At 52.0% G+C, this 23,362-nt stretch carries 21 protein-coding genes; 19 read left to right on the top strand and 2 right to left on the bottom strand.

Annotated features, from left to right (window positions below; translation table 11 throughout):
• Positions 1-6: 6 nt before the first annotated feature.
• The 14 genes from H9Q79_RS02075 to H9Q79_RS02140 all read left to right on the top strand — a co-directional run bounded on the left by H9Q79_RS02075 (position 7) and on the right by H9Q79_RS02140 (position 17,389).
• On the top strand, positions 7-1,185 hold the full coding sequence (locus tag H9Q79_RS02075; RefSeq protein ID WP_249329103.1) for an exonuclease SbcCD subunit D: 1,179 nt from the start codon (positions 7-9) through the stop codon (positions 1,183-1,185).
• The gene (locus tag H9Q79_RS02080) at positions 1,182-3,818 is read left to right on the top strand and encodes an AAA family ATPase (protein WP_249329104.1); all 2,637 of its coding nucleotides are present in this window, start codon (positions 1,182-1,184) and stop codon (positions 3,816-3,818) included. Before H9Q79_RS02075 ends, H9Q79_RS02080 begins: the two co-directional genes overlap by 4 nt.
• A gap of 113 nt (positions 3,819-3,931) precedes the next feature.
• Positions 3,932-5,173, top strand: coding sequence for an ABC transporter substrate-binding protein (locus H9Q79_RS02085; RefSeq protein WP_249329105.1), 1,242 nt, complete (start codon positions 3,932-3,934; stop codon positions 5,171-5,173).
• A 206-nt stretch (positions 5,174-5,379) separates the two neighbouring features.
• Positions 5,380-6,258, top strand: coding sequence for a branched-chain amino acid ABC transporter permease (locus H9Q79_RS02090; protein WP_249329106.1), 879 nt, complete (start codon positions 5,380-5,382; stop codon positions 6,256-6,258).
• A gap of 10 nt (positions 6,259-6,268) precedes the next feature.
• Positions 6,269-7,327 (top strand): branched-chain amino acid ABC transporter permease, encoded by a 1,059-nt coding sequence (locus H9Q79_RS02095; RefSeq protein ID WP_249329107.1) that lies wholly within the window; start codon positions 6,269-6,271, stop codon positions 7,325-7,327.
• A gap of 1 nt (position 7,328) precedes the next feature.
• Complete coding sequence (locus H9Q79_RS02100) at positions 7,329-8,090, top strand: ABC transporter ATP-binding protein (RefSeq protein ID WP_118642414.1); 762 nt, start codon at positions 7,329-7,331, stop codon at positions 8,088-8,090.
• Positions 8,091-8,103: 13 nt separating this feature from the next.
• Positions 8,104-8,814 carry an ABC transporter ATP-binding protein gene (locus H9Q79_RS02105; RefSeq protein ID WP_249329108.1) on the top strand — a complete coding sequence of 237 codons (711 nt, stop codon included), beginning with the start codon at positions 8,104-8,106 and terminating at the stop codon, positions 8,812-8,814.
• A 10-nt stretch (positions 8,815-8,824) separates the two neighbouring features.
• The gene (locus tag H9Q79_RS02110; RefSeq protein WP_118642412.1) at positions 8,825-9,451 is read left to right on the top strand and encodes a cytidylate kinase-like family protein; all 627 of its coding nucleotides are present in this window, start codon (positions 8,825-8,827) and stop codon (positions 9,449-9,451) included.
• 31 nt (positions 9,452-9,482) lie between these two features.
• On the top strand, positions 9,483-11,693 hold the full coding sequence (locus H9Q79_RS02115) for a DUF2298 domain-containing protein (RefSeq protein ID WP_118642532.1): 2,211 nt from the start codon (positions 9,483-9,485) through the stop codon (positions 11,691-11,693).
• A gap of 59 nt (positions 11,694-11,752) precedes the next feature.
• Positions 11,753-12,439, top strand: coding sequence for a polysaccharide deacetylase family protein (locus tag H9Q79_RS02120; RefSeq protein ID WP_249329109.1), 687 nt, complete (start codon positions 11,753-11,755; stop codon positions 12,437-12,439).
• A gap of 101 nt (positions 12,440-12,540) precedes the next feature.
• Positions 12,541-13,455, top strand: coding sequence for a C39 family peptidase (locus H9Q79_RS02125; RefSeq protein ID WP_118642406.1), 915 nt, complete (start codon positions 12,541-12,543; stop codon positions 13,453-13,455).
• Entirely contained in the window at positions 13,456-14,775 is a 1,320-nt protein-coding gene (locus H9Q79_RS02130; RefSeq protein ID WP_118642404.1) for a replication-associated recombination protein A, read from the top strand.
• 21 nt (positions 14,776-14,796) lie between these two features.
• Positions 14,797-15,876 (top strand): PTS sugar transporter subunit IIC, encoded by a 1,080-nt coding sequence (locus H9Q79_RS02135; protein WP_118642530.1) that lies wholly within the window; start codon positions 14,797-14,799, stop codon positions 15,874-15,876.
• Between the two features lie 28 nt (positions 15,877-15,904).
• Positions 15,905-17,389: a DUF1846 domain-containing protein gene (locus tag H9Q79_RS02140; protein WP_249329110.1), complete on the top strand. Its 1,485-nt coding sequence runs from the start codon at positions 15,905-15,907 to the stop codon at positions 17,387-17,389.
• A gap of 95 nt (positions 17,390-17,484) precedes the next feature.
• Here the strand turns inward: H9Q79_RS02140 and H9Q79_RS02145 are convergent, their stop codons facing one another.
• Together H9Q79_RS02145 and H9Q79_RS02150 are read right to left on the bottom strand one after the other, a co-directional pair.
• Complete coding sequence (locus H9Q79_RS02145) at positions 17,485-18,000, bottom strand: DUF4364 family protein (protein WP_249329111.1); 516 nt, start codon at positions 17,998-18,000, stop codon at positions 17,485-17,487.
• 5 nt (positions 18,001-18,005) lie between these two features.
• Positions 18,006-18,959, bottom strand: a complete 954-nt coding sequence (locus tag H9Q79_RS02150) for a tRNA modification radical SAM protein MnmL/YtqA (RefSeq protein WP_249329112.1) — start codon at positions 18,957-18,959, stop codon at positions 18,006-18,008.
• Between the two features lie 94 nt (positions 18,960-19,053).
• Here H9Q79_RS02150 and cdd point away from each other — a divergent pair, with 94 nt between their 5' ends.
• The 5 genes from cdd to H9Q79_RS02175 all read left to right on the top strand — a co-directional run bounded on the left by cdd (position 19,054) and on the right by H9Q79_RS02175 (position 23,349).
• Positions 19,054-19,488 (top strand): cytidine deaminase, encoded by a 435-nt coding sequence (gene cdd, locus H9Q79_RS02155; RefSeq protein WP_118642402.1) that lies wholly within the window; start codon positions 19,054-19,056, stop codon positions 19,486-19,488.
• Positions 19,485-20,777 carry a homoserine dehydrogenase gene (locus H9Q79_RS02160; protein WP_249329113.1) on the top strand — a complete coding sequence of 431 codons (1,293 nt, stop codon included), beginning with the start codon at positions 19,485-19,487 and terminating at the stop codon, positions 20,775-20,777. The genes cdd and H9Q79_RS02160 overlap by 4 nt, the downstream gene beginning before the upstream one ends.
• A gap of 92 nt (positions 20,778-20,869) precedes the next feature.
• Positions 20,870-21,706, top strand: a complete 837-nt coding sequence (locus H9Q79_RS02165; protein ID WP_249329114.1) for a transporter substrate-binding domain-containing protein — start codon at positions 20,870-20,872, stop codon at positions 21,704-21,706.
• 244 nt (positions 21,707-21,950) lie between these two features.
• Entirely contained in the window at positions 21,951-22,604 is a 654-nt protein-coding gene (locus H9Q79_RS02170; RefSeq protein ID WP_249329115.1) for an amino acid ABC transporter permease, read from the top strand.
• Positions 22,588-23,349, top strand: coding sequence for an amino acid ABC transporter ATP-binding protein (locus tag H9Q79_RS02175; protein WP_283245092.1), 762 nt, complete (start codon positions 22,588-22,590; stop codon positions 23,347-23,349). The genes H9Q79_RS02170 and H9Q79_RS02175 overlap by 17 nt, the downstream gene beginning before the upstream one ends.
• The last annotated feature ends 13 nt before the right edge of the window (positions 23,350-23,362 follow it).

Consider the following 23,362-nt stretch of genomic DNA (forward strand, 5'->3'; position numbering starts at 1 on the left):
ACGGATATGAAATTTATTCACATTTCCGATCTGCATTTAGGAAAGCAGCTTCATGGCTATAGCCTGATCGAGGATCAGAAGCATGTCCTGAGGCAGATCATTGCGGAGATGGAAAAAGAGGAGCCGGACGGCCTTCTGATAGCGGGAGACGTCTATGACAAGGCGGTTCCCTCTGCGGAGGCGGTGGGTCTGCTGGACGATTTTCTTACAGAGGTCACAGTACGGTGTCCGAATACGGAGGTGTATCTGATCGGAGGGAATCATGACGGCCCGCGGCGACTGGAATTTGCAGGGAGGATTTTGGAGAAACACCGCCTGCATCTGGCGGGAAGCGCCCCGGACAGAGAACACCCGGATATCGTATGCCACCGGCTGGCGGATGAGTTTGGAGAGGTGAATATCTATCTGCTGCCGTTTCTGAGAGCTTCCCACGTCCGTGAACTGTTTCCTGAACAGGATATTCTGACCTGCCAGGATGCATATAAGGCTTTGATCGAACGTGAAAAAATAGATCCGGAGAAGCGCAATGTACTGGTAGCCCATCAGTTTTTCACCTATGGCGCCAATGGACCGGTCCGGTGCGAATCAGAAAGCTTTTCCGCAGGTGGTTTGGACGCTGCGGATGTGCGGACCATATTCGGCGGGGAAGAGGCGCTGTTTGATTATGTGGCGCTGGGGCATCTCCATGCACCCCAGAGCGTGGGCCGTAAATATATCCGTTACAGCGGGTCTCCGCTGAAATATTCGGTGTCGGAAAGCGGCCAGAGGAAGTCCATGACAGTGGTTGAACTGGGCGAAAAGGGAAATGTAGCCCTGAGGGAAATACCTTTTCTGCCGCTTCGGGATGTGCGTCTGCTGGAGGGGACTCTGGCGCGGCTGACAGATCCGGCCACGGTAAAGAATGGGAATGCGGAGGATTATGTCAGCGTGATACTGACGGATGAAGAAGAACTGTATGATCCCCGGTCTGCGCTGGAACAGTGCTATCCGAACCTGTTGGAATGGAGGGTAGAAAATTCCAGGACCAGACACGCGGTAGAAGATATGGTTCTGCCGGACATGAATCTGTCTCCGATCGAACTGTTTGAAGAGTTTTACCGCATGATGCAGGGCTGCGGGCTGTCGGAGGAGGAAGAAGCGTATCTCAGGGATGTATTTGACGCAGTGGAGGAGAAGGAAAATTGAAGCCTGTAAATCTTGTACTGTCATCATTTGGGTCATATGCCGGGCGCACGGAGATTGATTTCAGCCGGGTGGATCACGGCCTGTTTTTAATCACGGGAGATACCGGATCAGGAAAAACCACGCTATTTGATGCGATTACCTTTGCTCTGTACGGAACGGCCAGCGGAGGAAGCCGGGACGGGAAAATGATGCGGAGCCAGTATGCATCCCCTACGGATGAGACCTATGTGGAATATACCTTCCGTTACAGAGGGAGTATTTATACGGTGCGGAGAAATCCGGAATATGAAAGAGCCAAAAAGAACCGGAAAGGGGAAGAGGGGCTGACGAAGGAGCTCCCTTCCGCGGAACTGACATTGCCGGACGGTACGGTATACCGGGGGCGGCTGAGGGAGACGGACCGGAAGATTCAGGAAATAATCGGGCTGGACCGGGAGCAGTTTACCCAGATTATGATGATTGCCCAGGGAGAATTTTTAAAACTTTTACTTGCCAGTTCTGACGAACGGAAGAAAATTTTTTCCGGTATTTTTCACACATATGGCTGCCGGGCGGTGGAGGAAGAGCTTGGGCGGCGGTACAGCTTGCTGAAAGAGGAGCTGGGAGCCTCCCGCCAGCGGAGCAGCGTTCTCATGAAGACCCTCTGTTCAGGAGGCGGTGAGACGGGTGAAAAACTGGCATTGGCAGCCGGTCAGGAAGCTCCTGACCTGGAGGAAGCGGCGGCGCTGATTGACAGCCTTATGGAAGAGGACCGGGAATGTCTGAAGGAAACAGAAATAAACCTTCGGAACCAGGACCAGGTGATACAGAAGCTGACCGAGAAGATCGCCCGTCAGGAGGCCATGAATGCCGGCCTGCGTGAGTTGGAGGAAAGCAGAGAAAAGCTGGATAAACTGAAAAGCCAGGTAGGGCGGCAGCGGGTGCTTGCCAGGGCTCTGCTTCTGGCTGAAAGGGCTGAACTGATATCTGTCCATGAGATGGCGGTGAACAGGCTGGAGAGGGAACAGCAGGAGCAGAGGGAGCGGATTTCCGGCATAAAAGAGGAGATTGCCGGGGAGAAAAAGGAATGCAGAGAGAGAAAACTCAAACTGAGCGCCAGCAGGGAGGAATATGCCTGGGAAAGGCTCAGGCGCAGGGAGGGGCTTTACCGGGAAGCCGGACGCTTTCTGGAAGAAAGCCTGGCGCTTCGTAGCGAAGCGGAGGAAAGCTTCAGAACGTTTCAGGATGCATTTTTCCTGGAGCAGGCGGGAATACTTGCGGAGAAACGGCTGGAACCAGGCCGTCCCTGCCCTGTATGCGGTTCAGTGACACATCCAAAGCCGGCGCGCCTTCCGGATGGCGCGGTGACCGAAGAGGACGTAAAGGCGGCCAGGGATAAAAGCGCCCGGGCGTCGGCCGTCTGTGAAAAGGCGGCAGCGGAGGCGGCGGCCGCCAGGAGCAGCTATCAGGAGGAATTTCTCCGGTATTTCCAGATGTCCGGCGGAAAAGACAGCAAGGCCGCCAGAAGAAAGCTGGAGGAACGGCTGAAGCAGGAAAGGGCTACGGAGACGGAAGAGGATGGAAAGCCGGTAAGGGACGGGCTGGACTGGAAGATATGGGCGGAAAGCCGGGAAAGGGAGCTTTTGACCATGGAAAAAGAGCTGGAGAGACATATGGACAGATTTTCCAGTGCCAGGGTGCTGGAGAGTGAGATTCTCCGGCAGGCGGCTCAGACCGGAGAAAGGCTGAAAGAAGCGAAGGAAACATTCCGCAAGGTCCTGAAGGATCAGAAATTCCGGGGCAGGGCAGACTATTTGCGGGCAAGGATGACGCCTGACGAATATGAGAGCGGTAAACAGAGCAGGGAAAGCTACGAAAAAGAATTGCGTTTTTTGGAGGTGCGGATAGAAACTCTCCGGGCACATACGAAAGGAGTGATCCTGACAGACTGCGGACTCTGGAAATCCGGTAAGGAGGAAGCAGAGAGGAGTAGGAGAACGCTTATGGGAGTCAGAGAAGAGCTGAAAGGGAGGATACGCCAGAATGGACAGATCCGGCGCCGCATTGAGGAAGAAGTGCGGCTCCAGGCGCATCTGGAAGAAAAGGTGTCCATGGCGGGCAGGCTGTACCGGACAGCAGCCGGAAAGCTGAAGGGAAAAAGCAGTGTCGACTATGAGACCTTCGTCCAGCGCCGGTACTTTGAGCAGATCATCGCAGCTGCCAATAAACGGCTGCTGGACATGACCGGCAATAGCTTTAAACTTCAGTGCCGCAGCATTGAGGCCTCTTCCCTCAGGGGTTCGGCCGGGCTGGATCTGAACGTCTATACGCTGGCCACGGGAAAGGAGCGGGATGTGAAAACTCTCTCAGGCGGGGAATCTTTTCTGGCTGCCCTTTCTATGGCGCTGGGCCTGTCGGATGTAATACAGAGCAGCTATGGGGCTCAGGCATTTGACACGATGTTTATCGACGAAGGTTTTGGATCTCTGGACGAAAGTACCAGGGAAAGAGTTATGCAGGTGCTGGATTCTCTCGCCGGAGGGGACAGGCTGATTGGTGTAATCTCACATGTGGCAGAATTAAAGGAAAACATTGAATGTCATCTGGAAGTGAAAAAAACGGCCAGAGGAAGCACAATCGAATGGAAATTTTAGTGTTTTGGCATCGATTCGTGAAAATTTTACTGTTTTCCATTGACAAACCTACCTTTTAAGGGTAGGATATTACGGTATAAGAAGATTTAAGGTTTTATTAGGAGGAGATAATAATGAAAAACATGAAAAAGTTTGTCGGCCTTTCATTGGCAGCACTGATGGCTGTTTCAATGACAGCCTGCGGCAGCGGTTCAGGCAATTCATCATCAGGATCAAAAGCGGAATCAGGATCTGCAGCCTCTTCTGCAGCGTCATCCGCCTCATCAGGAGAGTCGTCCGCTTCTGCAGAGGGCGGCGTCTTTAAGATCGGCGGTATAGGGCCTACCACCGGCGGTGCGTCCGCTTATGGCCAGGCGGTCCAGAAGGGTGCGGAGCTGGCAGTTGAAGAGATTAATGCGGCCGGCGGCATCAACGGGGCGATGATTGAATTCAAATTTGAAGATGACGAGCATGATGCGGAGAAATCTGTAAATGCTTATAATACATTGAAGGACTGGGGCATGCAGATGCTGGTAGGTACTGTAACCTCCGCTCCCTGTATCGCGGTAGAAGCAGAAGCAGAGGCAGACAACATGTTCCTGCTGACACCTTCAGGTTCAGCGGTGGAATCCATTTCCGGAGACAACGCATTCCGCCTTTGTTTTGCCGATCCGAACCAGGGTATCGCTTCAGCGCAGTATATCGCAGACAACAGCCTGGGAGAAAAAATCGCGGTGATCTATGACAGCTCAGATCCATATTCATCCGGTATCTATGAAAAGTTTGCTGCCGAAGCTGATGTAAAAGGGCTGAATATCGTATCTGCAGAAGCGTTTACCGCGGACAGCAAGACTGATTTTAAAGTTCAGCTTCAGAAGGCAAAAGACGGAGGAGCAGATCTGGTGTTCCTGCCGATTTACTACAAAGAAGCAACTCTGATCCTGCAGCAGGCCAAGGATCTGGGATATCAGCCTAAGTTCTTCGGCTGTGACGGACTGGATGGCGTGCTGGGCGTGGAAAACTTCGATACCTCCCTGGCAGAGGGCGTTATGCTGCTGACACCGTTTGCGGCTGATGCCAAAGACGAGGCTACCCAGAAGTTCACAAAGGCTTACGGGGAAAAATACAACGGTGAGGTTCCGATCCAGTTTGCAGCTGACGGCTATGACTGTGTCTATGCGGTTAAGCAGGCGGCTGAGAAAGCCGGTATCACACCGGATATGAATGCGTCCGACATCTGTGAGGCGATGAAGGTTGCCATGACTGAAATCGAGTTCCCGGGCGTAACCGGAACGATCACCTGGGGTGCGGACGGCGAGCCGACAAAGGAGCCGAAGGGTATGGTTATTAAGGACGGCAGCTATACTGCCATGTAATTGCAGCTGTCATTGAAAGATCAGAGGACGTGTGCCGGCGAAGAAGGGCTTCACCGGCACGCGTCTTAATTACGCGGGCGGCGAGCCAAAGTCAGTGCTTGCACAGGACACTGGCGGCCGGCGCAATAACGGGCGGAACCCGCGGAGTGTGCTTCGTCCCGCCGGGCCTTGGCCCGCAGCAAAAGAAAACAATAAAGGGGTACGTTATGAGTTTCTTGTCTTATCTGATTAACGGAGTCAGCCTCGGAAGCGTATATGCCATTATCGCACTTGGTTATACCATGGTCTATGGTATAGCAAAGATGCTGAATTTTGCCCATGGTGATGTTATCATGATCGGAGCGTATGTGGTGTTTACGGCGATGACGGGACTGCAATTAAATCCGGTGCTGTCTATTCTGATCGCCATGATTGTATGTACGGTTCTGGGCGTGGTAATTGAAAGAGTGGCCTATAAGCCGCTCAGGAATGCGGCGTCGAATCTGGCGGTGTTGATTACGGCCATAGGTGTCAGCTATCTGCTGCAGAACGTGGCACTCTTAATATTTGGCGCCAATCCGAAATCTTTTTCAGATGTGGTGCAGCTTCCTGCCCTGAATCTGGCAGGGCTTACAATTCCGGCCAGCACGGTGGTAACCATTATTGCCAACATCGTGATTATGATTGCTCTGAGCACGTTTGTAAAGCGGTCGAAGCCGGGGCAGGCCATGCAGGCTGTTTCGGAAGACAGGGGCGCTGCAGAACTGATGGGCATTAATGTAAATGCCACGATTGCATTAACATTCGCCATCGGTTCCGCGCTGGCAGCTATAGCGGGTGCCCTGCTGTGTTCCTCTTACAGCTCCCTGGATCCCTATACAGGAGCCATGCCTGGCATCAAGGCGTTTGTGGCTGCCGTATTCGGCGGGATTGGTTCCATTCCCGGAGCTATGGTCGGCGGCATCCTTCTGGGCGTGATTGAGTATCTCAGCAAAGCTTATATTTCCTCACAGATTGCCGATGCGATGGTGTTTGCGGTACTGATTGTGGTGCTGCTTGTTAAGCCTGCCGGCCTGTTTGGGAAAAAAGTTCAGGAGAAAGTGTAAGGTGGCCGGCATGAAGAAGATGAGAATGAGAAAAGCGACAAAAGATAATATGATCACATATCTGATGGTGGCGGTACTGTTTATCGTTATGCAGGGCCTGTCTGCCGGAGGAGTGCTTTCTAATCAGATGCAGGGCCTGCTGGTGCCTCTTTGCGTCTATATCATAGCGGCGATTTCCCTGAACCTGGTCGTGGGGATATCCGGGGAGCTGAGTCTGGGGCATGCAGGCTTCATGTGCCTGGGAGCATTTTTCAGCGCCATGTTCTCTAAGATCGTGGCGGATTCCATGCCCGGAGGGCTGCGTTTCTTACTGGCGCTGCTGGTTGGCGCGCTGGTTGCAGGCGTGTTCGGAATCCTGATCGGCATTCCTGTACTGCGTCTGAACGGAGACTACCTTGCCATTGTAACCCTTGCGTTCGGTGAGATTATCAAGAATCTGATGAATGTATTCTACATTGGCAAGGATTCCAACGGCATCCATGTGGCCATGCAGGATGCAACCGCCCTGAAGATGGGTTCTGACGGTGAAACAATTCTGAAGGGGGCTCAGGGTATTTCAGGGACGCCGAAGGATTCCAACTTCATCATAGGCGTCCTCCTGATACTTGTGACTCTGTTTATCATTCAGAACATCATTGATTCCAGGACGGGGCGCGCGATTATGTCCATCAGGGATAACCGCATCGCCGCAGAATCCATTGGAATTGACGTGACGAAATACAAGATGCTGGCCTTCTCCGTGTCGGCTGCCCTGGCAGGGATGGCGGGGGCATTGTATTCTCATAATCTGGCCAGCCTGACGGTGAAGAAGTTTGATTACAACACTTCCATACTGATCCTGGTGTTTGTGGTGCTGGGCGGCATCGGAAATATCCGCGGCTCTATCATCGCTACGATCATCCTGTACCTGCTCCCTGAGCTTCTCAGGTTCCTGCAGGATTACCGGATGCTGATCTATGCTATTGTGCTGATCGTCATGATGCTCTTCAACTGGGCGCCGGCGGCCATCGCCTGGCGTGAACGGATCATGGAGAAGTTTAAGAAGAAAAAGACAAAGGGGGTAGCTTGACATGGCGATGCTGGAAGTGAAAAACCTCTCTATCTCCTTTGGAGGCCTCCGCGCTGTGGACAGCTTCAATGTGAACATTGAAAAGGGAGAGCTCTATGGGCTGATCGGGCCAAACGGAGCTGGAAAGACTACGGTATTCAACCTGCTGACCGGTGTATATAAGCCGGATGAGGGATTTATCAAACTGGACGGCAAGGATATCACCGGGCATAAAACCATTGAAATCAACAAAGAGGGAGTCGCCAGGACCTTCCAGAACATCCGGCTCTTTAAACAGCTGACCGTTCTGGATAATGTAAAAGCCGGCCTTCATAATCATCATGTGTATTCCACGCTTCACGGTATCTTCCGTACCCCGAAATACCGCAGAGTGGAAAAAGAGATGGATGAAAAAGCAATGGAGATCCTGAAGGTGTTTAGCCTGGATGGACAGGCTGACTATCTGGCCAGTAACCTGCCCTATGGACAGCAGAGGAAGCTGGAGATTGCCAGGGCACTGGCTACGGAGCCGAAGCTTCTGCTTCTGGATGAGCCGGCCGCCGGCATGAACCCCAATGAGACTCAGGAGCTGATGAATACTATCCGCTTTGTGAGGGATCATTTTGATATGACAATTTTACTGATAGAGCATGATATGAAACTCGTGAGCGGAATCTGTGAGAAGCTGACTGTCCTGAACTTCGGTCAGATTCTGACAGAGGGAGATACCAGTGAGGTCCTCAATGACCCCGGGGTCATCAAGGCATATCTGGGCGACGAATAGGAGGATCGGTATCATGGCAATGTTGGAAGTTAAGAATCTTGAAGTATATTATGGCGTGATTAAAGCGCTGAAGGGGATTTCCTTCGAGGTCAGCCAGGGAGAAGTCATCGCCCTGATCGGGGCCAACGGCGCGGGGAAGACCACGACTCTGCATACATTGACGGGCCTTTTGCAGGCCAAAGCGGGTTCCATCACTTTTGAGGGGAAGGACATCACGAAGACGCCGGCGCATAATATAGTGAAGCTGGGCATCGCGCATGTTCCGGAGGGACGCCGTGTGTTCTCCAATCTGACTGTTTATCAGAATCTGCGCATGGGTGCCTACACCCGTCAGGATAAAGGGGAGATCGAGCAGTCACTGCAGACGGTCTATCAGCGTTTTCCGCGGCTGGAGGAGAGGAAGAATCAGCTGGCCGGGACTCTGTCCGGCGGGGAGCAGCAGATGCTGGCTATGGGACGGGCTCTGATGTCCCATCCAAAGCTGATTGTGATGGATGAGCCCTCCATGGGCCTTTCTCCGATCTTTGTGAATGAAATCTTCGATATTATCGAAAAGGTAAGCGCCGGCGGAACGACAGTCCTTCTTGTGGAACAGAATGCGAAGAAGGCCCTTTCCATCGCAGACCGGGCTTACGTACTGGAAACCGGCAACATTGTGCTCTCCGGTGACGCCAAGAAGCTGTTGAATGATGATTCGATCAAGAAGGCGTATCTGGGAGAATAGGAGGAGCGGGATGGATCAAATAATTATTACAGTTGCCAGGCAGTATGGAAGCGGAGGGAAGACCATCGGTGAGATGGTGGCGAAAGAGCTGGATATTCCCTGCTATAACCGTGAAATACTCCGTATGGCATCCGAGGAAAGCGGCATCAATGAAAAGCTCTTCGCCAGAGTGGATGAGAAGCTGAAGGGGAGTGCGCTGTTCCGCATTTCCAAAAGTGTATATGAAGGTGAATTGCTGCCTCCGGACTCTGACGATTTTACATCTACCCGGAACCTGTTTAATTATCAGGCTAAAATCATCAAGAAGCTGGCGGAGACAGAGTCCTGCGTGATCGTGGGAAGGTGCGCCGACTATATCCTAAGGAATTATCCCAATGTGATGAGCGTGTTTGTCCACGCGCCCCACGAGTTCTGCCTGCGTCAGGCGATGATGCGCAACAGCATGACGGAGCGTGAGATGGAGAAGTTTATCGCGAAGACGGATAAATATCGGGGGGAGTATTACCGGTATTATACGGGCTGGGAATGGACAGACGCCAGGCATTATGATCTCTGCCTGAACAGCAGTAAGCTGGGATTTGAAAAATGTAAAGAGGAGATACTCTCTTACCGGAACATCCGTTTTGGCGTTGGCTGAATGTGAAAAGACTTGGAAAAGGATCTGTAATATGAGCAAAAAAGCAACTGTATACAGTGTCGGGATCATTGGCCTTGTGTTGGCCACGATTCCGCTTCTGGGTTCCGATAATGTACCCTTTTTAAAGTGGTGGCTGATGGTACTCGCTCTGGGGATTGGGTTTTATCCTCTGACTTACCTTCTGTTCTCATCGCTGGAAGACCGGGGATGGATATTTTCGAAAGTCATTGGCATAGCCCTCAGCGGATTTCTGACATGGGTTCTGGTGTGCTGTAAGCTCACGAAATTTACCAGCACGACGGCCCTTGTGGTGACAGGAATTGCCATGGCCGTGTGCTGGATTTTATTTGCTAGGAAACGCGGGAAAAAGGCTCCCAATGTGGATTTAGTATTGGGTGAAGAACTGATTTTTCTGGCGTTCTTTTTACTGTGGACGTATATTGCGGCCTTTCGTCCGGAAGCGAAAGGGACAGAAAAGTTCATGGATTATGGTTTTATGGCGGCGATGATGCGCAGTGATACTCTTCCGGCCAGGGACTTATGGTACGGCCTGAAGGACATGAATTACTACTATGGCGGCCAGTATTATGCGGTCTTTTTGACAAAGCTTTCCTTTACCCATATAAAAGAGACGTACAATCTGATGAGGACTCTGGTGGCGGGCTTTGCTTTTGTGCTGCCGTTTTCCCTGACTTACCATCTGGTGAAGGGAATGCCCCGTAAAAAGCCGGTGAAGGGCTGGCTGGCGGTCCTGGGCGGTCTGCTCTCCGGCGCTGCGGTTTCTCTGGCAGGGAATATGCATTATGTGCTGTATGGGCTATTTGGAAAGGTATTCAAGCTGTCAGGTTATGAGGACTATTGGTTTCCCGCGTCCACCCGTTATATCGGCCACAATCCGGAGACGGCGGATCAGTGCATCCATGAATTTCCTTCGTATTCTTTTGTGCTGGGAGATCTTCATGCTCATGTGGTCAATGTGATGTTTGTCCTGGCGGTGATTGGCATTCTGTATGCCTGGATGAGGAAGGTACGGGCGGAGCAGGAGGAAGAATTTATTTTCAGCCTGAAAAATACCCTGCTGGAACCGTCAGTTCTGGCTCTGGGCGTGTTTACCGGGATTTTCCACTGGACCAATTACTGGGATTTTATCATATATTATACGGTGGTTTTGATCTGTATCGTGTTCATGGCTCTGTACCGCTATCCGGGCAGAAAAAGGGCAATCCTGCTGTCGGTATTGCTGCAGGCGGCGGAGGTGTTCGCTTTGGGCAGCCTTGCGGCCCTGCCCTTCACAAGCACCTTTGAAACAATGGTATCCGGTGTGGCTCTGGCAGTCAATCACTCAGCTTTTTACCAGCTGCTGATCCTCTGGGGGCTGCCCACGGCGGTGGTGGTGATTTTGCTGCTCTGTATCCTGGTAAAATTTCGCAGGGAGACTCAGCCGCCATGCCGATTCAGGCAATTCTTCAGGAAGGTGCAGCTGTCAGATCAGTTTGCTCTGATTCTGGGGATCTGCGCCATTGGCCTGGTTTTGATTCCGGAGATTGTCTATGTACGGGATATCTATGAGAATGGTTACGCCAGATCGAACACTATGTTTAAACTGACCTATCAGGCGTTTATCCTCTTCGGGATCGCCATGAGCTATGGTATCCTCAGGCTGCTGGCTTGGGAAAAGGAAAAGCTGCTGAAAATGCTGGGCGCTGCCAGCCTGGCGCTGCTTCTGCTGACCTGCGGGTATTTTGGCTATGCAGTGAACTGCTGGTTTGGCAATGTGCTGGACAGAGGGGAATACCGGTGCCTGGATGCAACCGCGTATCTGGAAAATGTATATCCGGAGGATGCTTCAGCGATCCGGTGGCTCAATGACAATGTGGAAGGCAGCCCAATGATCCTTGAGGCCAATGGCGACAGCTACAGTGATTACTGCAGGGTATCGGCCATGACAGGGCTTCCGACAGTTCTGGGCTGGTATGTCCATGAGTGGCTGTGGAGGAACGATACGGCGGATCTGAATCAGAAGGCTGCGGATGTAGAAGCGATTTATACCTCTGAGGACCCTGAACAGGTGGAGGAACTGCTGGAGGAATACGGTATCAAATACATTTTTGTGGGAAGCTGTGAGCGGGAGAAGTATGCGGAGCTGAATGAAGGGCTGCTTCAGGAGATGGGCAGCATCGTATATTCAGGCATGTCATCCGGCACGGGCGCAGCACAGTCTTACATTATTGAAGTGGGCTGATGCATACAGCCCTGGGCGCCGGCATACCTTATAGAGAGTTGGGTTGATGCAGGTTCGCCATGGAAAAAGGAAAAATTTGTCTGCTGCTTATCTGTGTGGCAATTGTCGCTTTTTTGGAGGGAAATGCTCTGACAGGGCGGAACTGTGCAGTCAGGACCGGTGCTCTGGAGAACCGGACGGCTGATCAGGATGAAGCCGTAGTGGCGTTGACCTTCGATGACGGCCCTCATCCGGTCTACACGCCGGAGATGCTGGATGGCCTGAGGGAGAGAGGCGTCCGTGCGACCTTTTTTCTTCAGGGGCAGTGCATTGAGGGGAATGAAGAGATTGTAAGACAGATGCAGGCAGATGGGCATTTAATCGGTAATCATACGTTTTCTCACGTACAGCTGACAAAACTTTCGCCGGAAGCAGCAAAAGAAGAGGTTGTGAAAACCAGCAGCGCAATATATAATATTACCGGGGTCTATACTTCCTTCGTCAGGCCTCCGTTCGGTGAATGGCCCAAAGGGCTGGAATTTAAAGTGACAATGATTCCGGTTCTGTGGACGGTGGATTCCAAGGACTGGTATACACAGAATACCCCGGTAATTGTGAAAGAGGTCCTGAATGCTGTGGAGCCTGGGGATATCATACTGATGCATGACGCTTATGAGACCTCTGTGGAGTCTGCCATGCAGATTGTGGATGCGTTGAAGAAGGAAGGCTATGAGTTTGTTACAGTGGACGAACTGATTCTCACATAGGAATCATGCATTTTTTTGATGCGATCTGCATAAAATGAAAGCGGGCGGCTATCTCTTGTGGAACAGCAGAGCTGTTCGGGGCCGTCCGGAGGGCAGACAGTATGAAGAAAAGCAGGAAAAAGATATACAGGATTATCAGAACGATATTTGGCGTGACCGTCGTAGGGGCTGCGGCTTGGTTTTACCTGGGCAGCTATGGGGTGGTGGCGTCGCCTTTTGATGTGATCAGGGGAAAGGGTTTTCTGGAAGGGGCGACAGCCCGGAACGCGGACAGTTCCTCAGATAGTTCTTCGGAGAGGTTACCGGATATTCCGGACGAAGAGGATCAGACTGAGGAGACAGGTGCGGCGGTGGTGACGCCTACTCCTGCGCCGGAGCCTCTGGAGCCGTCCTGGCAGATTGAAAATGTCCCTCACATTTATCAGTATGATGATTATCCCACCGGCTGTGAGAGTGTCAGCACGGTAATCGCGTTACAATACAGCGGCATAGACATATCAGTGGATACGTTCATTGACGATTATCTCACAATCGGGACACTCTGGGAGAACAGCGAAGGGCAGATTGTTGGTCCGGACATGGATGACGCCTATATTGGAGATCCGCGTTCCGTTCATGGCTGCGGCTGTAACGCTCCGGCGATCGTCAAGGCTGTGAGGAAGCTTCTGCCCGGGACAGGCAATAAGGTTCTGAATCTGACGGGCATGGAGATGGAGGATCTGTGCAGGGACTATATCTGCCAGGATATCCCCGTCATCCTCTGGGCAACTATCGGGATGCAGGAGTGGACGGAAACCATCACCTGGGAGATAGAAAATGGAGCAGGAACCGTTACCTTTTATTCGGCGGAACACTGCCTGGTCTTGACAGGATATGATGAAGAGTTTTATTATTTCAGTGACCCCGCGTCCAGGGAGGAGATAAAAGGCTATGAAAAGGAAGCGGTGGAGAAGGCCTATGATAAGCTGGGGTGCCAGGCGGTGGCAATTCTGCCCCCGGAAGAGGAGGAAAACTGATTGGATTTATTTGATTACATGAAAGATAAAAACATGGAGAAGGAATCTCCGCTAGCATCGCGCATGCGCCCTGTAACACTGGATGAGGTGGTGGGCCAGGAGCATATCATTGGCCGGGACAAGCTGCTTTACCGGGCCATACAGGCGGACAAGCTCAGTTCCATCATTTTCTACGGGCCGCCAGGTACGGGTAAGACGACTCTCGCGCAGGTGATTGCCAACACTACCAGTGCGGAATTTACCCGGCTGAACGCCACCACTGCCGGCAAGAAGGACATGGAAGAGGTAGTAAAGGAAGCGGAAGACCGAAGGGGGATGTATGGAAAAAAGACGATCCTGTTTGTCGACGAAATCCACCGTTTTAATAAAGGACAGCAGGATTATCTGCTGCCGTTTGTAGAAGACGGGACGGTGGTCTTGATCGGCGCCACCACAGAAAATCCGTATTTTGAAGTCAACGGGGCGCTGATTTCACGGTCGGTTATCTTTGAGCTGAAGCCGCTGGAGAAGAAGGATATACGGCTGCTTCTGGAACGGGCGGTGAACGATCCTGTAAAGGGCCTGGGCAGTTACCATGCAGTTCTGGAAGAGGAGGCAGAGGAGTTCCTGGCTGATATGGCAGGGGGAGACGCAAGAGCCGCCTTAAATGCAATAGAGCTGGGAATTCTGACCACAAGTCCATCATCCGACGGGAAGATACATATTGACCTGAGTACGGCCTCGGAATGCATACAGAAACGGGTTGTGCGTTATGACAAGACAGGTGACCAGCATTACGATACCATATCTGCATTCATTAAGAGCATGCGGGGGACTGATCCGGATGCTGCCGTCTATTACCTGGCTAAGATGTTATATGCGGGTGAAGATATCAAATTCATTGCCCGCAGAATCATGATCTGTGCCTCTGAAGATGTGGGAAATGCCGATCCGCAGGCGCTTGTTGTGGCCGTGGCTGCGGCACAGGCTGTGGAGCGTCTGGGAATGCCGGAAGCCAGAATCGTGCTGTCCCAGGCGGTAACCTATGTGGCCAGCGCTCCGAAGAGCAATGCCGCCTGCCTGGCGATTGACGCGGCTTCGGAATCAGTGGCGGCCAGAAAAACCACGGTGCCGCCGCATCTGCAGGATGCGCACTATAAGGGGGCGGCGAAGCTGGGACATGGCAGAGGTTATCAGTACGCTCATGATTTTCCGAATCATTACGTGGAACAGCAGTATCTTCCTTCAGAAATAGCCGGGGAAACCTTCTACCATCCGACGGAAAACGGCTACGAAGCGGAGATACGGAAGCATTTCAGAAAAATAGGAAGAGAAAAATAAAAAGAAATGCAGGGGGAAGAGATGGAGAATACACAGAAGAAACATTCAGTCAAGGATTTCCTGAAGCGGAAGGACATTGAAATTTCTGCCCGGCGTTACGGAATTGACGCTTTGGGCGCAATGGCCCAGGGCCTGTTTGCTTCGCTGCTGATCGGGACGATTATCAGCACGCTGGGAGAGCAGTTTGGGCTGGGCATTCTAATTGAAATCGGCAAGTATGCGAAGGAGGCCACAGGAGCCGCCATGGCGGTGGCAATCGGATATGCGCTGAAATGTCCGCCTCTCGTGCTGTTTTCGCTGATTGCCGTAGGAGGGGCCTCCAATGCCTTGGGCGGCGCCGGCGGCCCGCTTGCGGTTCTGGTGGTGGCAATTATCGCGTCAGAGTTTGGAAAGGCTGTATCAAAGGAAACGAAGCTGGATATCATTGTGACGCCCAGCGTGACAATAATTATAGGGGTACTGCTGTCCATGTGGTGGGCGCCGGCCATCGGAACGGCTGCCAATGCGGTTGGCAGCGCCATCATGTGGGCCACTGAGCTCCAGCCATTCTTCATGGGGGTGATTGTCTCTGTACTGGTGGGAGTGGCTCTGACACTTCCCATCAGCAGCGCGGCCATCTGCGCGGCGTTTGGACTGACTGGGCTGGCGGGCGGAGCGGCTGTGGCCGGCTGCTGTGCCCAGATGGTCGGGTTTGCAGTCATGAGCTTCAGGGAAAACCGGTGGGGCGGGCTGTTTGCCCAGGGGATCGGCACTTCCATGCTGCAGATGGGGAATATAGTGAGAAATCCACGCATATGGATTCCGCCGACAGTGGCTGCGGCAATTACAGGCCCGGTTGCGACCTGCCTGTTCCGCCTGCAGATGAACGGGGCGGCAGTAGCTTCAGGTATGGGGACCTGCGGGCTGGTAGGGCAGATTGGCGTCTATACGGGTTGGGTCAGCGATGTGGCCAACGGCACCAAGGCTGCTATCACGGCATTTGATTGGACGGGTCTACTTTTGATCTGCTTTATTCTTCCGGCTGTGTTAACCCCTCTGATCGCCATGCCGCTGAGGAAAAAAGGCTGGATCAAGGAAAACGATCTGAAACTGGATTTGTAACTGAGATAGGAATTGTGGGAGAACAAAAGTGAAAAAGACAGGATTTGATAATGAAAAATACCTGCAGTTGCAGTCTGCCAATATCAGGGAACGGATTTCCCAATTCGGGGGAAAGCTGTATCTTGAGTTTGGCGGAAAATTGTTTGACGATTACCATGCATCCCGCGTGCTGCCTGGATTTCAGCCGGACAGCAAGCTTCGGATGCTCCTGCAGATGAAAGACCAGGTGGAAATTGTCATGGCTATAGGAGCGGCAGATATCGAGGCAAATAAGGTGCGCGGCGATTTGGGGATCACATACGATTCAGACGTCCTGCGGCTCATCGATGAATTCCGCGGGATCGGCCTTTACGTGGGAAGTGTTGTGCTGACCAGGTTCCAGGGGCAGCCTGCGGCAGAGGCCTTCCAGCGGAGGCTAGAGGCCTTGGGCGTGAAGGTATACCGTCATTACCCGATTGATGGCTACCCTTCCAACCTGACCCGGATCGTCAGTGAGGAAGGCTACGGAAAGAATGAATATATAGAGACAGAGAGAGAGCTGGTGGTAGTCACCGCCCCCGGGCCGGGAAGCGGCAAGATGGCCACATGCCTTTCACAGCTGTATCATGAGCATAAAAGGGGCATTCAGGCAGGCTATGCCAAATTTGAGACCTTCCCCGTCTGGAACCTGCCCTTAAAGCATCCGGTAAATCTGGCATATGAAGCGGCAACTGCGGATCTGGACGATGTCAATATGATAGATCCGTTCCATCTGGAGGCCTATGGAGTCACTACGGTAAACTACAACCGGGATGTGGAAATCTTTCCTGTGCTTTCGGCTATGCTGGAGAAAATAATGGTTACCTGCCCCTATAAGTCACCGACTGATATGGGCGTTAATATGGCCGGAAATTGTATCTACGACGACAAAGCCGTGAGTGAAGCTTCCCGCCAGGAAATCATCCGCCGGTATTACACGGCGCTCTGCGGCCGCCGCCGGGGAATCACGGAAGATAATGTGATCTATAAGCTGGAGCTTTTGATGAAACAGGCCGGCGTAGTTCCGGAAGACCGTTCAGTCGTAAAGCCGGCTCTGGACAAGGCGGAAGCCACTGGGGAACCGGCCGCCGCCATGGAGCTGCCGGATGGGACGATCGTAACAGGACGAACCTCAGAACTCCTGGGCCCTTCCTCTGCGCTGCTGCTGAACGCGCTGAAGACGCTGGGGGACATTGAGGACAGCATCCATCTGATTTCCCCGACCATCATCGAGCCAATCCAGCGTCTGAAAACCGGCTGCCTGGGCAATAAGAACCCGCGGCTCCACACCGACGAGGTGCTGATCGCCCTGTCGATCTGTGCGGCCACCGACGAAGTTGCCGATAAAGCCATGCAGCAGCTTCCCAAGCTGCGGGGCTGCGAAGCACATTCTACGGTGATCCTGTCCCATGTGGACGAGAAAATATTCCGGAAGCTGGGCGTACATATTACGTATGAGCCTCAATATCAGGTATCTAAGCTATACCATGTATAAAACAGAAGGATAGGATTACAGAGGGGATGGATTCCCGGGCGGACACGGCTTCTGCCGCATTTCGCCCGGATATCCATCCCCTTCTCTAAGCGTTCTTACATCAATAGTTTCATGATTGCCTCGTATGCTTCCTGGCTCTTTTTTTTCCAATTCTCGCATAATGTCTGGGCCGCTGCTTCTGTCGGCACCGTGAAGGTCAGCTCAATCAGCGTTGTTTTCCCCTCTTTTACCATGCAGTGAACCGCAAAGTCCTGATTGGAGGTGCGGTAGTAGTCCGCCAGGGTGGAGGATTCGTTGCGCATTTCGTAGGAATGAGTTACGAGATAGTTGGTGATGTCCCGTTTGATTTCCGGAGATATCTCTTTTTCAAAAAATTCCAGTGTCTGTGCCCCATTCTCTGTCATCCGGTAATAGGTCGCGTTGCGGATCGCCTCAGTTTGAATCAGGCTGGATTCCACCATTTCTGTGAGCACCTGCTGCAGATGGAAGTATGAGGTGTATTCCTGGCCCAGGATGAAATCGGAGATCTGGGCGTTTGTCAGCGGAAAGTTCACTTTTTTCAGCATGTAAAGAACGATCAGCTTGTAGAGGGAATAGGAAGATTCAATCATAATTTTTAGGATTCTCCTTTGCTTGTAGTCACTGTGGGATGGTACAGCCTGCCCTGCCAGGTATTCCGTTCTGCCATTTCCTGATGAAGCTGGTTCAGGACGCTTCGTTTGGCGCTGCTCCAAAGGGGGGCCAGGAGCAAGGCTTTAGGGCCGTCTCCCGTCACCCGGTGGATGACCAGGCCGGGCCTTAGACGCTCCAGGCAGCGGATGACGAGAGCGACGTAAGCGTCCCGTTCCAATACCTGGAAGCAGCCGTTTTCATAGTCTGACGCCAGGTCAGTGTCTTTCAATACATGAAGGAGCTGCAGTTTGATCCCGGCGATAGGCTGTGTGTTGAGATAATCCATGGTTTCCAGTACGTCCTGGTCGGATTCACCGGGCAGCCCCAGGATCGTATGGACAATGGCCGGCAGCCCTCTTTCGTGCAGCCGCAGTGTGGCGTCCTCAAAACAGGAAAGAGGATATCCGCGCCGGATATACCGGGCAGTCCGTTCATGGACGGTTTGGAGGCCCAGCTCCACCCAGACCGGTTTGCGGCAGTTCAGCCGTGACAATAGCTCCAGCACTTCATCGTTCAGGCAATCTGGCCTGGTGGCAATGGACAGTATCGATATGTCGGGATGGCAGATGGCTTCTGTGAAAACGGATTCCAGGTATTCGACAGGCGCGTAAGTATTTGTATACGCCTGAAAATAGGCGATGAAACGGTGAACCGGACGTTTTCGGGAGATCTCTTCGATCTGCCGGTTGATCTGGCCGGTGATGGATATGGCCCTGTCTCCGGCGAATTCGCCGCTGCCGCCTGCGCTGCAGAAAATACAGCCTTTGGTGCCGAGGTGCCCGTCCCGGTTGGGGCAGGTCATTCCAGCGTCCAGAGAGACCTTGTACATCTTCTGATGAAACTGCTCCTGGAGGTATGCGTTGAGTGAATAATAAGGTTTTCCCTGCCAGGTTCTCATAGAAACACCCTTTCCCGATTGAATATTAGCTTGCAATGGTGTTATTATAACATAAATGGGATTCTTCTACAAGGAAGACGGAAGGGGGAAGCGGATGATTCAGAAGGTAAAGGAAACAGACCGCAGGAAGCTGGCTGCTGCAGCGATCCGTGCGGCGGAATTTTCATACAGCCCTTATTCAGGGTTCCGCGTGGGAGCTGCGCTGATGACGGAGGAGGGGCGGATATTTACAGGCTGCAATATTGAAAATGCTGCCTATACGCCCACCATCTGTGCGGAACGGACGGCGATTTTCAAGGCGGCCAGTGAGGGGTACAGGAATTTTACTGCCATTGCGGTCACCGGCGGCAGAAGCGGGATCGGCCTTGCAGCTCCCTGCGGCGTATGCCGGCAGGTGATGATGGAATTCTGTGGAAAAGAATTTGAAATCATACTGGTTACCGGTGAAGATTGTTATGAGGTACATACGTTAGGTGAATTGCTGCCTATGGGATTTGGGCCTGAAGATCTGGAGAGGAGTCCGGCATGAGTGAAAAAAGAAGCGTAAAAGCAGCATTGCTGGGCCTTGGTACCGTAGGATACGGAGTCTATAAGGTGCTGAGAAGACAAAGTCCGGAGATGGAACAGAAGTTGGGGACTGCAGTGGAACTGAAAAAGATCCTGGTCCGTAATCTGGAAAAGGCAGCGAAGAAAGTGGAGGATTCGTCGGTGCTGACCACCGACTGGCAGGGAATCCTGAAGGACCCTGAAATTGAGATCGTGATAGAGCTGATGGGCGGCATGGAGCCTGCCAGAACCTGTATTCTGGAAGCGATGAAGGCAGGTAAGCATGTAGTGACTGCGAATAAAGATCTGCTGGCCGCGGACGGGAAAGAGCTGATGGACACGGCGGATTCCCATCACTGTGATTTCTTTTTCGAGGCCGCCGTTGCAGGAGGCATCCCGATCATACGTCCTCTAAAACAATGCCTGGCAGGAAATTATATCTCTGAAGTGATGGGCATTATCAATGGAACCACGAATTTCATCCTGACTAAAATGACCCGGGAAGGGATGGAATTTGCGGATGCCCTTGCGCTGGCACAGAAGCTGGGCTATGCGGAGGCAGATCCCACGGCGGACATTGAAGGGCTGGACGCAGGCCGGAAAGTGGCGATTCTGGCATCTATCGCGTTTCATTCCAGAGTGACGTTTGATGATGTGTATACAGAAGGGATTACGAAGATATCGGCCAGGGACATCTGTTATGCGAAGGAGATGGGGTATGACATCAAGCTGTTGGGTGTGGCAAGACAGACAGATTCCGGGATTGAAGCCAGAGTGCATCCAATGATGATTGAAAGCGCCCATCCCCTGGCGTCCGTCAATGACAGTTATAACGCAGTATTTGTGGTAGGGGATGCGGTAGGTGATACGATGTTCTACGGGCGGGGTGCCGGGGAAATGCCCACTGCCAGCGCTGTGGTGGGAGATGTGTTTGACATCGTCCGGAATCTGGTCCACGGTACCTGCGGAAGGATCGGCTGCACCTGCTACAGAAACCTTCCGGTGATAGCAATGGACGAGACCGCCAACCGTTATTTTATCCGTATGCAGGTGGAGAATACCTGCGGCGTGCTGGCAGCGGTGGCAAAAGTCCTGGGGGATAACTGCGTCAGCGTCGCCCAGATGATCCAGAAAAATGTCTGCGGTGAACACGCGGAAATCGTTTTGATCACAGACAGGGTGAAAGAACGCCATTTCAGGGATTCCCTGCAGACATTCATGGAAATGGAGGTTATCCGGGAAATATCCTCTGTGATCCGGGTTCAGTCATAAAAGATACAAAATTCCACTTGTTTTTCAAAAAAATACTGGTATAATATTTTTGTGCATAAATATACAGAAAAGGTATTTAGGAAGGAGTAAGTATGAAAAAAATGAAAAAGTTTGCAGCGCTGATGCTTTCAGCAGTCTGCATGATATCTTTGGCTGCCTGCGGAAGCGAGCCGAAATCCGATGCAGCGGCGGGAAGCAGCAGTTCAGAGGCATCAGGTGCGGTGACCGGGATGGACGACCTCCCCGGTAAGAAAATCGGCGTGCAGACTGGAACCACCGGTGATATCTATGCGACCGATTATGAGGGAGATGAAGCGGGCACTGTTGTAGAGCGTTACAACAAAGGCGTAGATGCCGTAATGTCCCTGAAGCAGGGCAAAATCGACTGTGTAATTATCGATAATGAACCGGCAAAGGTATTCGTGTCCGAGAATGATGACCTGAAGATTCTGGACGAGCCCTTTGCGGAAGAGGAGTATGCGATCTGTGTCGACAAGTCTAACTCAGAGCTGAAAGACAAAATTAATCAGGCGCTGACAGATCTGAAGGCGGACGGTACTCTGGATGAGATCATCGGACACTGGATCGGTGACAGCGCGGACCAGAAATCCTATGAATCGGCAGCCGATGCCGACCACTCCAACGGAACCCTGGTTATGGCTACGAATGCGGAATTCCCGCCCTATGAGTCATTGGACGGAGAGAATGTAGTCGGCATTGATGCGGACATAGCACGTGCGATCGCTGATAAGCTGGGAATGGATCTGAGAATTGACAACATGGAATTTGATTCTATTATCATGGCTGTCACCTCTGGAAAAGCGGATATTGGCGTGGCTGGAATGACAGTTACAGAAGATCGTCTGGAGAATGTTGATTTTACAGATACTTATGCAAAAGCAAAACAGGTTATCATTGTAAAAAAATAACGACGTGACAGGTCAGGGCTGCAGAATACTCTAGGAACTATGCTGCAGCCCTTTTTACTTTATAGGTAAAACCTATATTGTAACCGTTCAGCCTTCCGCTGTATGTAGATGCAACTTGTGCGCATGCTTTTGTGGCAGTGAAGCCGGAAGGCTGAACTGTTACGATATCATTAAAAATGAGGTACGTATATTGAATTGGTTAATAGATCACTTTACACAAGATTTTATAGAAAGTCAGCGTTACATGTATATTGTAAACGGTTTGAAAAATACTCTGATTATCACCGTTTTTGCAGCGCTGCTTGGCATTGCCCTGGGGTTTGTGCTGGCGATCATCCGGTCATCCCATGATAAATCAGATAAACCGGGCATTGTATTAAGAATATTGAATTTTATAGCAAAGGTTTATCTGACGGTAATCCGCGGCACTCCTGTGCTCGTACAGGTCATGATCTGGTATTTTGGCGTATTTACGTCTCCCAACACGGTTAAGATCATGGTAATTATACTGGCTTTCGGTATTAATTCGGGCGCCTATGTGGCAGAGACGGTCCGGTCCGGGATCATGTCCCTGGATATCGGGCAGACAGAGGCCGGCCGTTCACTGGGACTGAATTTTTTCCAGACGATGACGAATATCATCATGCCGCAGGCATTTAAAAATGTACTGCCGGCTCTGGGCAATGAATTTATCACGCTGCTGAAGGAGACGTCCATCTGCGGATATGTGGGTATGATGGATCTGACTAAAGCAGGAGATATCATCCGGAGCCAGACCTATGACCAGATGATGCCCCTTCTGGGCGTCGCAGTGATATACCTGGTAATAGTCATGATACTGGTGTGGCTGCTGGGGAAATTGGAAAGGAGGCTGAGAAGCGGTGAGCGGAGATCATAAGATTAATAACGGGGAAGTGCTGATTGCGGTCTCAGATCTGAAGAAAGCATTTGGCAATCATGTGGTTCTTGACGGAATCACGACAGAGATCCGGAAAGGAGAAGTTGTTGTAATCATCGGGCCGTCAGGCTCCGGAAAATCAACATTTCTCCGGTCTCTGAATCTGCTGGAGAGGCCTACAGGCGGTCATATTTATTTTGAGGGAGTGGATATCACAGATCCGAAGACAGACATTAACCTGCACAGGCAGAAAATGGGAATGGTGTTCCAGCAGTTTAACCTGTTCCCGCATATGACAGTTATGAAAAATATCACGCTGGCGCCTGTCAAATGTGGCAAGATGTCCCAGCAGGAGGCGGATCACAAGGCGCTGGAGCTTTTGGAACGGGTGGGGCTGCCGGAAAAAGCCGACAGCTATCCGGATATGCTGTCCGGAGGCCAGAAGCAGCGTGTTGCGATCGCGAGGGCGCTGGCCATGGGGCCGGACGTGATGCTGTTTGATGAGCCGACTTCAGCGCTGGACCCGGAGATGGTTGGCGAAGTTCTGGCAATTATGAAGGAGCTGGCCCGTTCCGGAATGACTATGGCAGTAGTAACACATGAGATGGGCTTTGCCCGTGAAGTTGGTACCCGTGTGCTGTTTATCAACGACGGGAATATACAGGAAGAAAACACGCCCCAGGAATTCTTCAGCAATCCGAAGCATCCGAGGCTGAAAGAATTCCTGTCCAAAGTGCTGGCATAGAGCCAGATCGAAT

Source organism: Wansuia hejianensis, assembly GCF_014337215.1.
In the GTDB taxonomy this organism is placed as follows: Bacteria; Bacillota; Clostridia; order Lachnospirales; family Lachnospiraceae; genus Scatomonas; species Scatomonas hejianensis.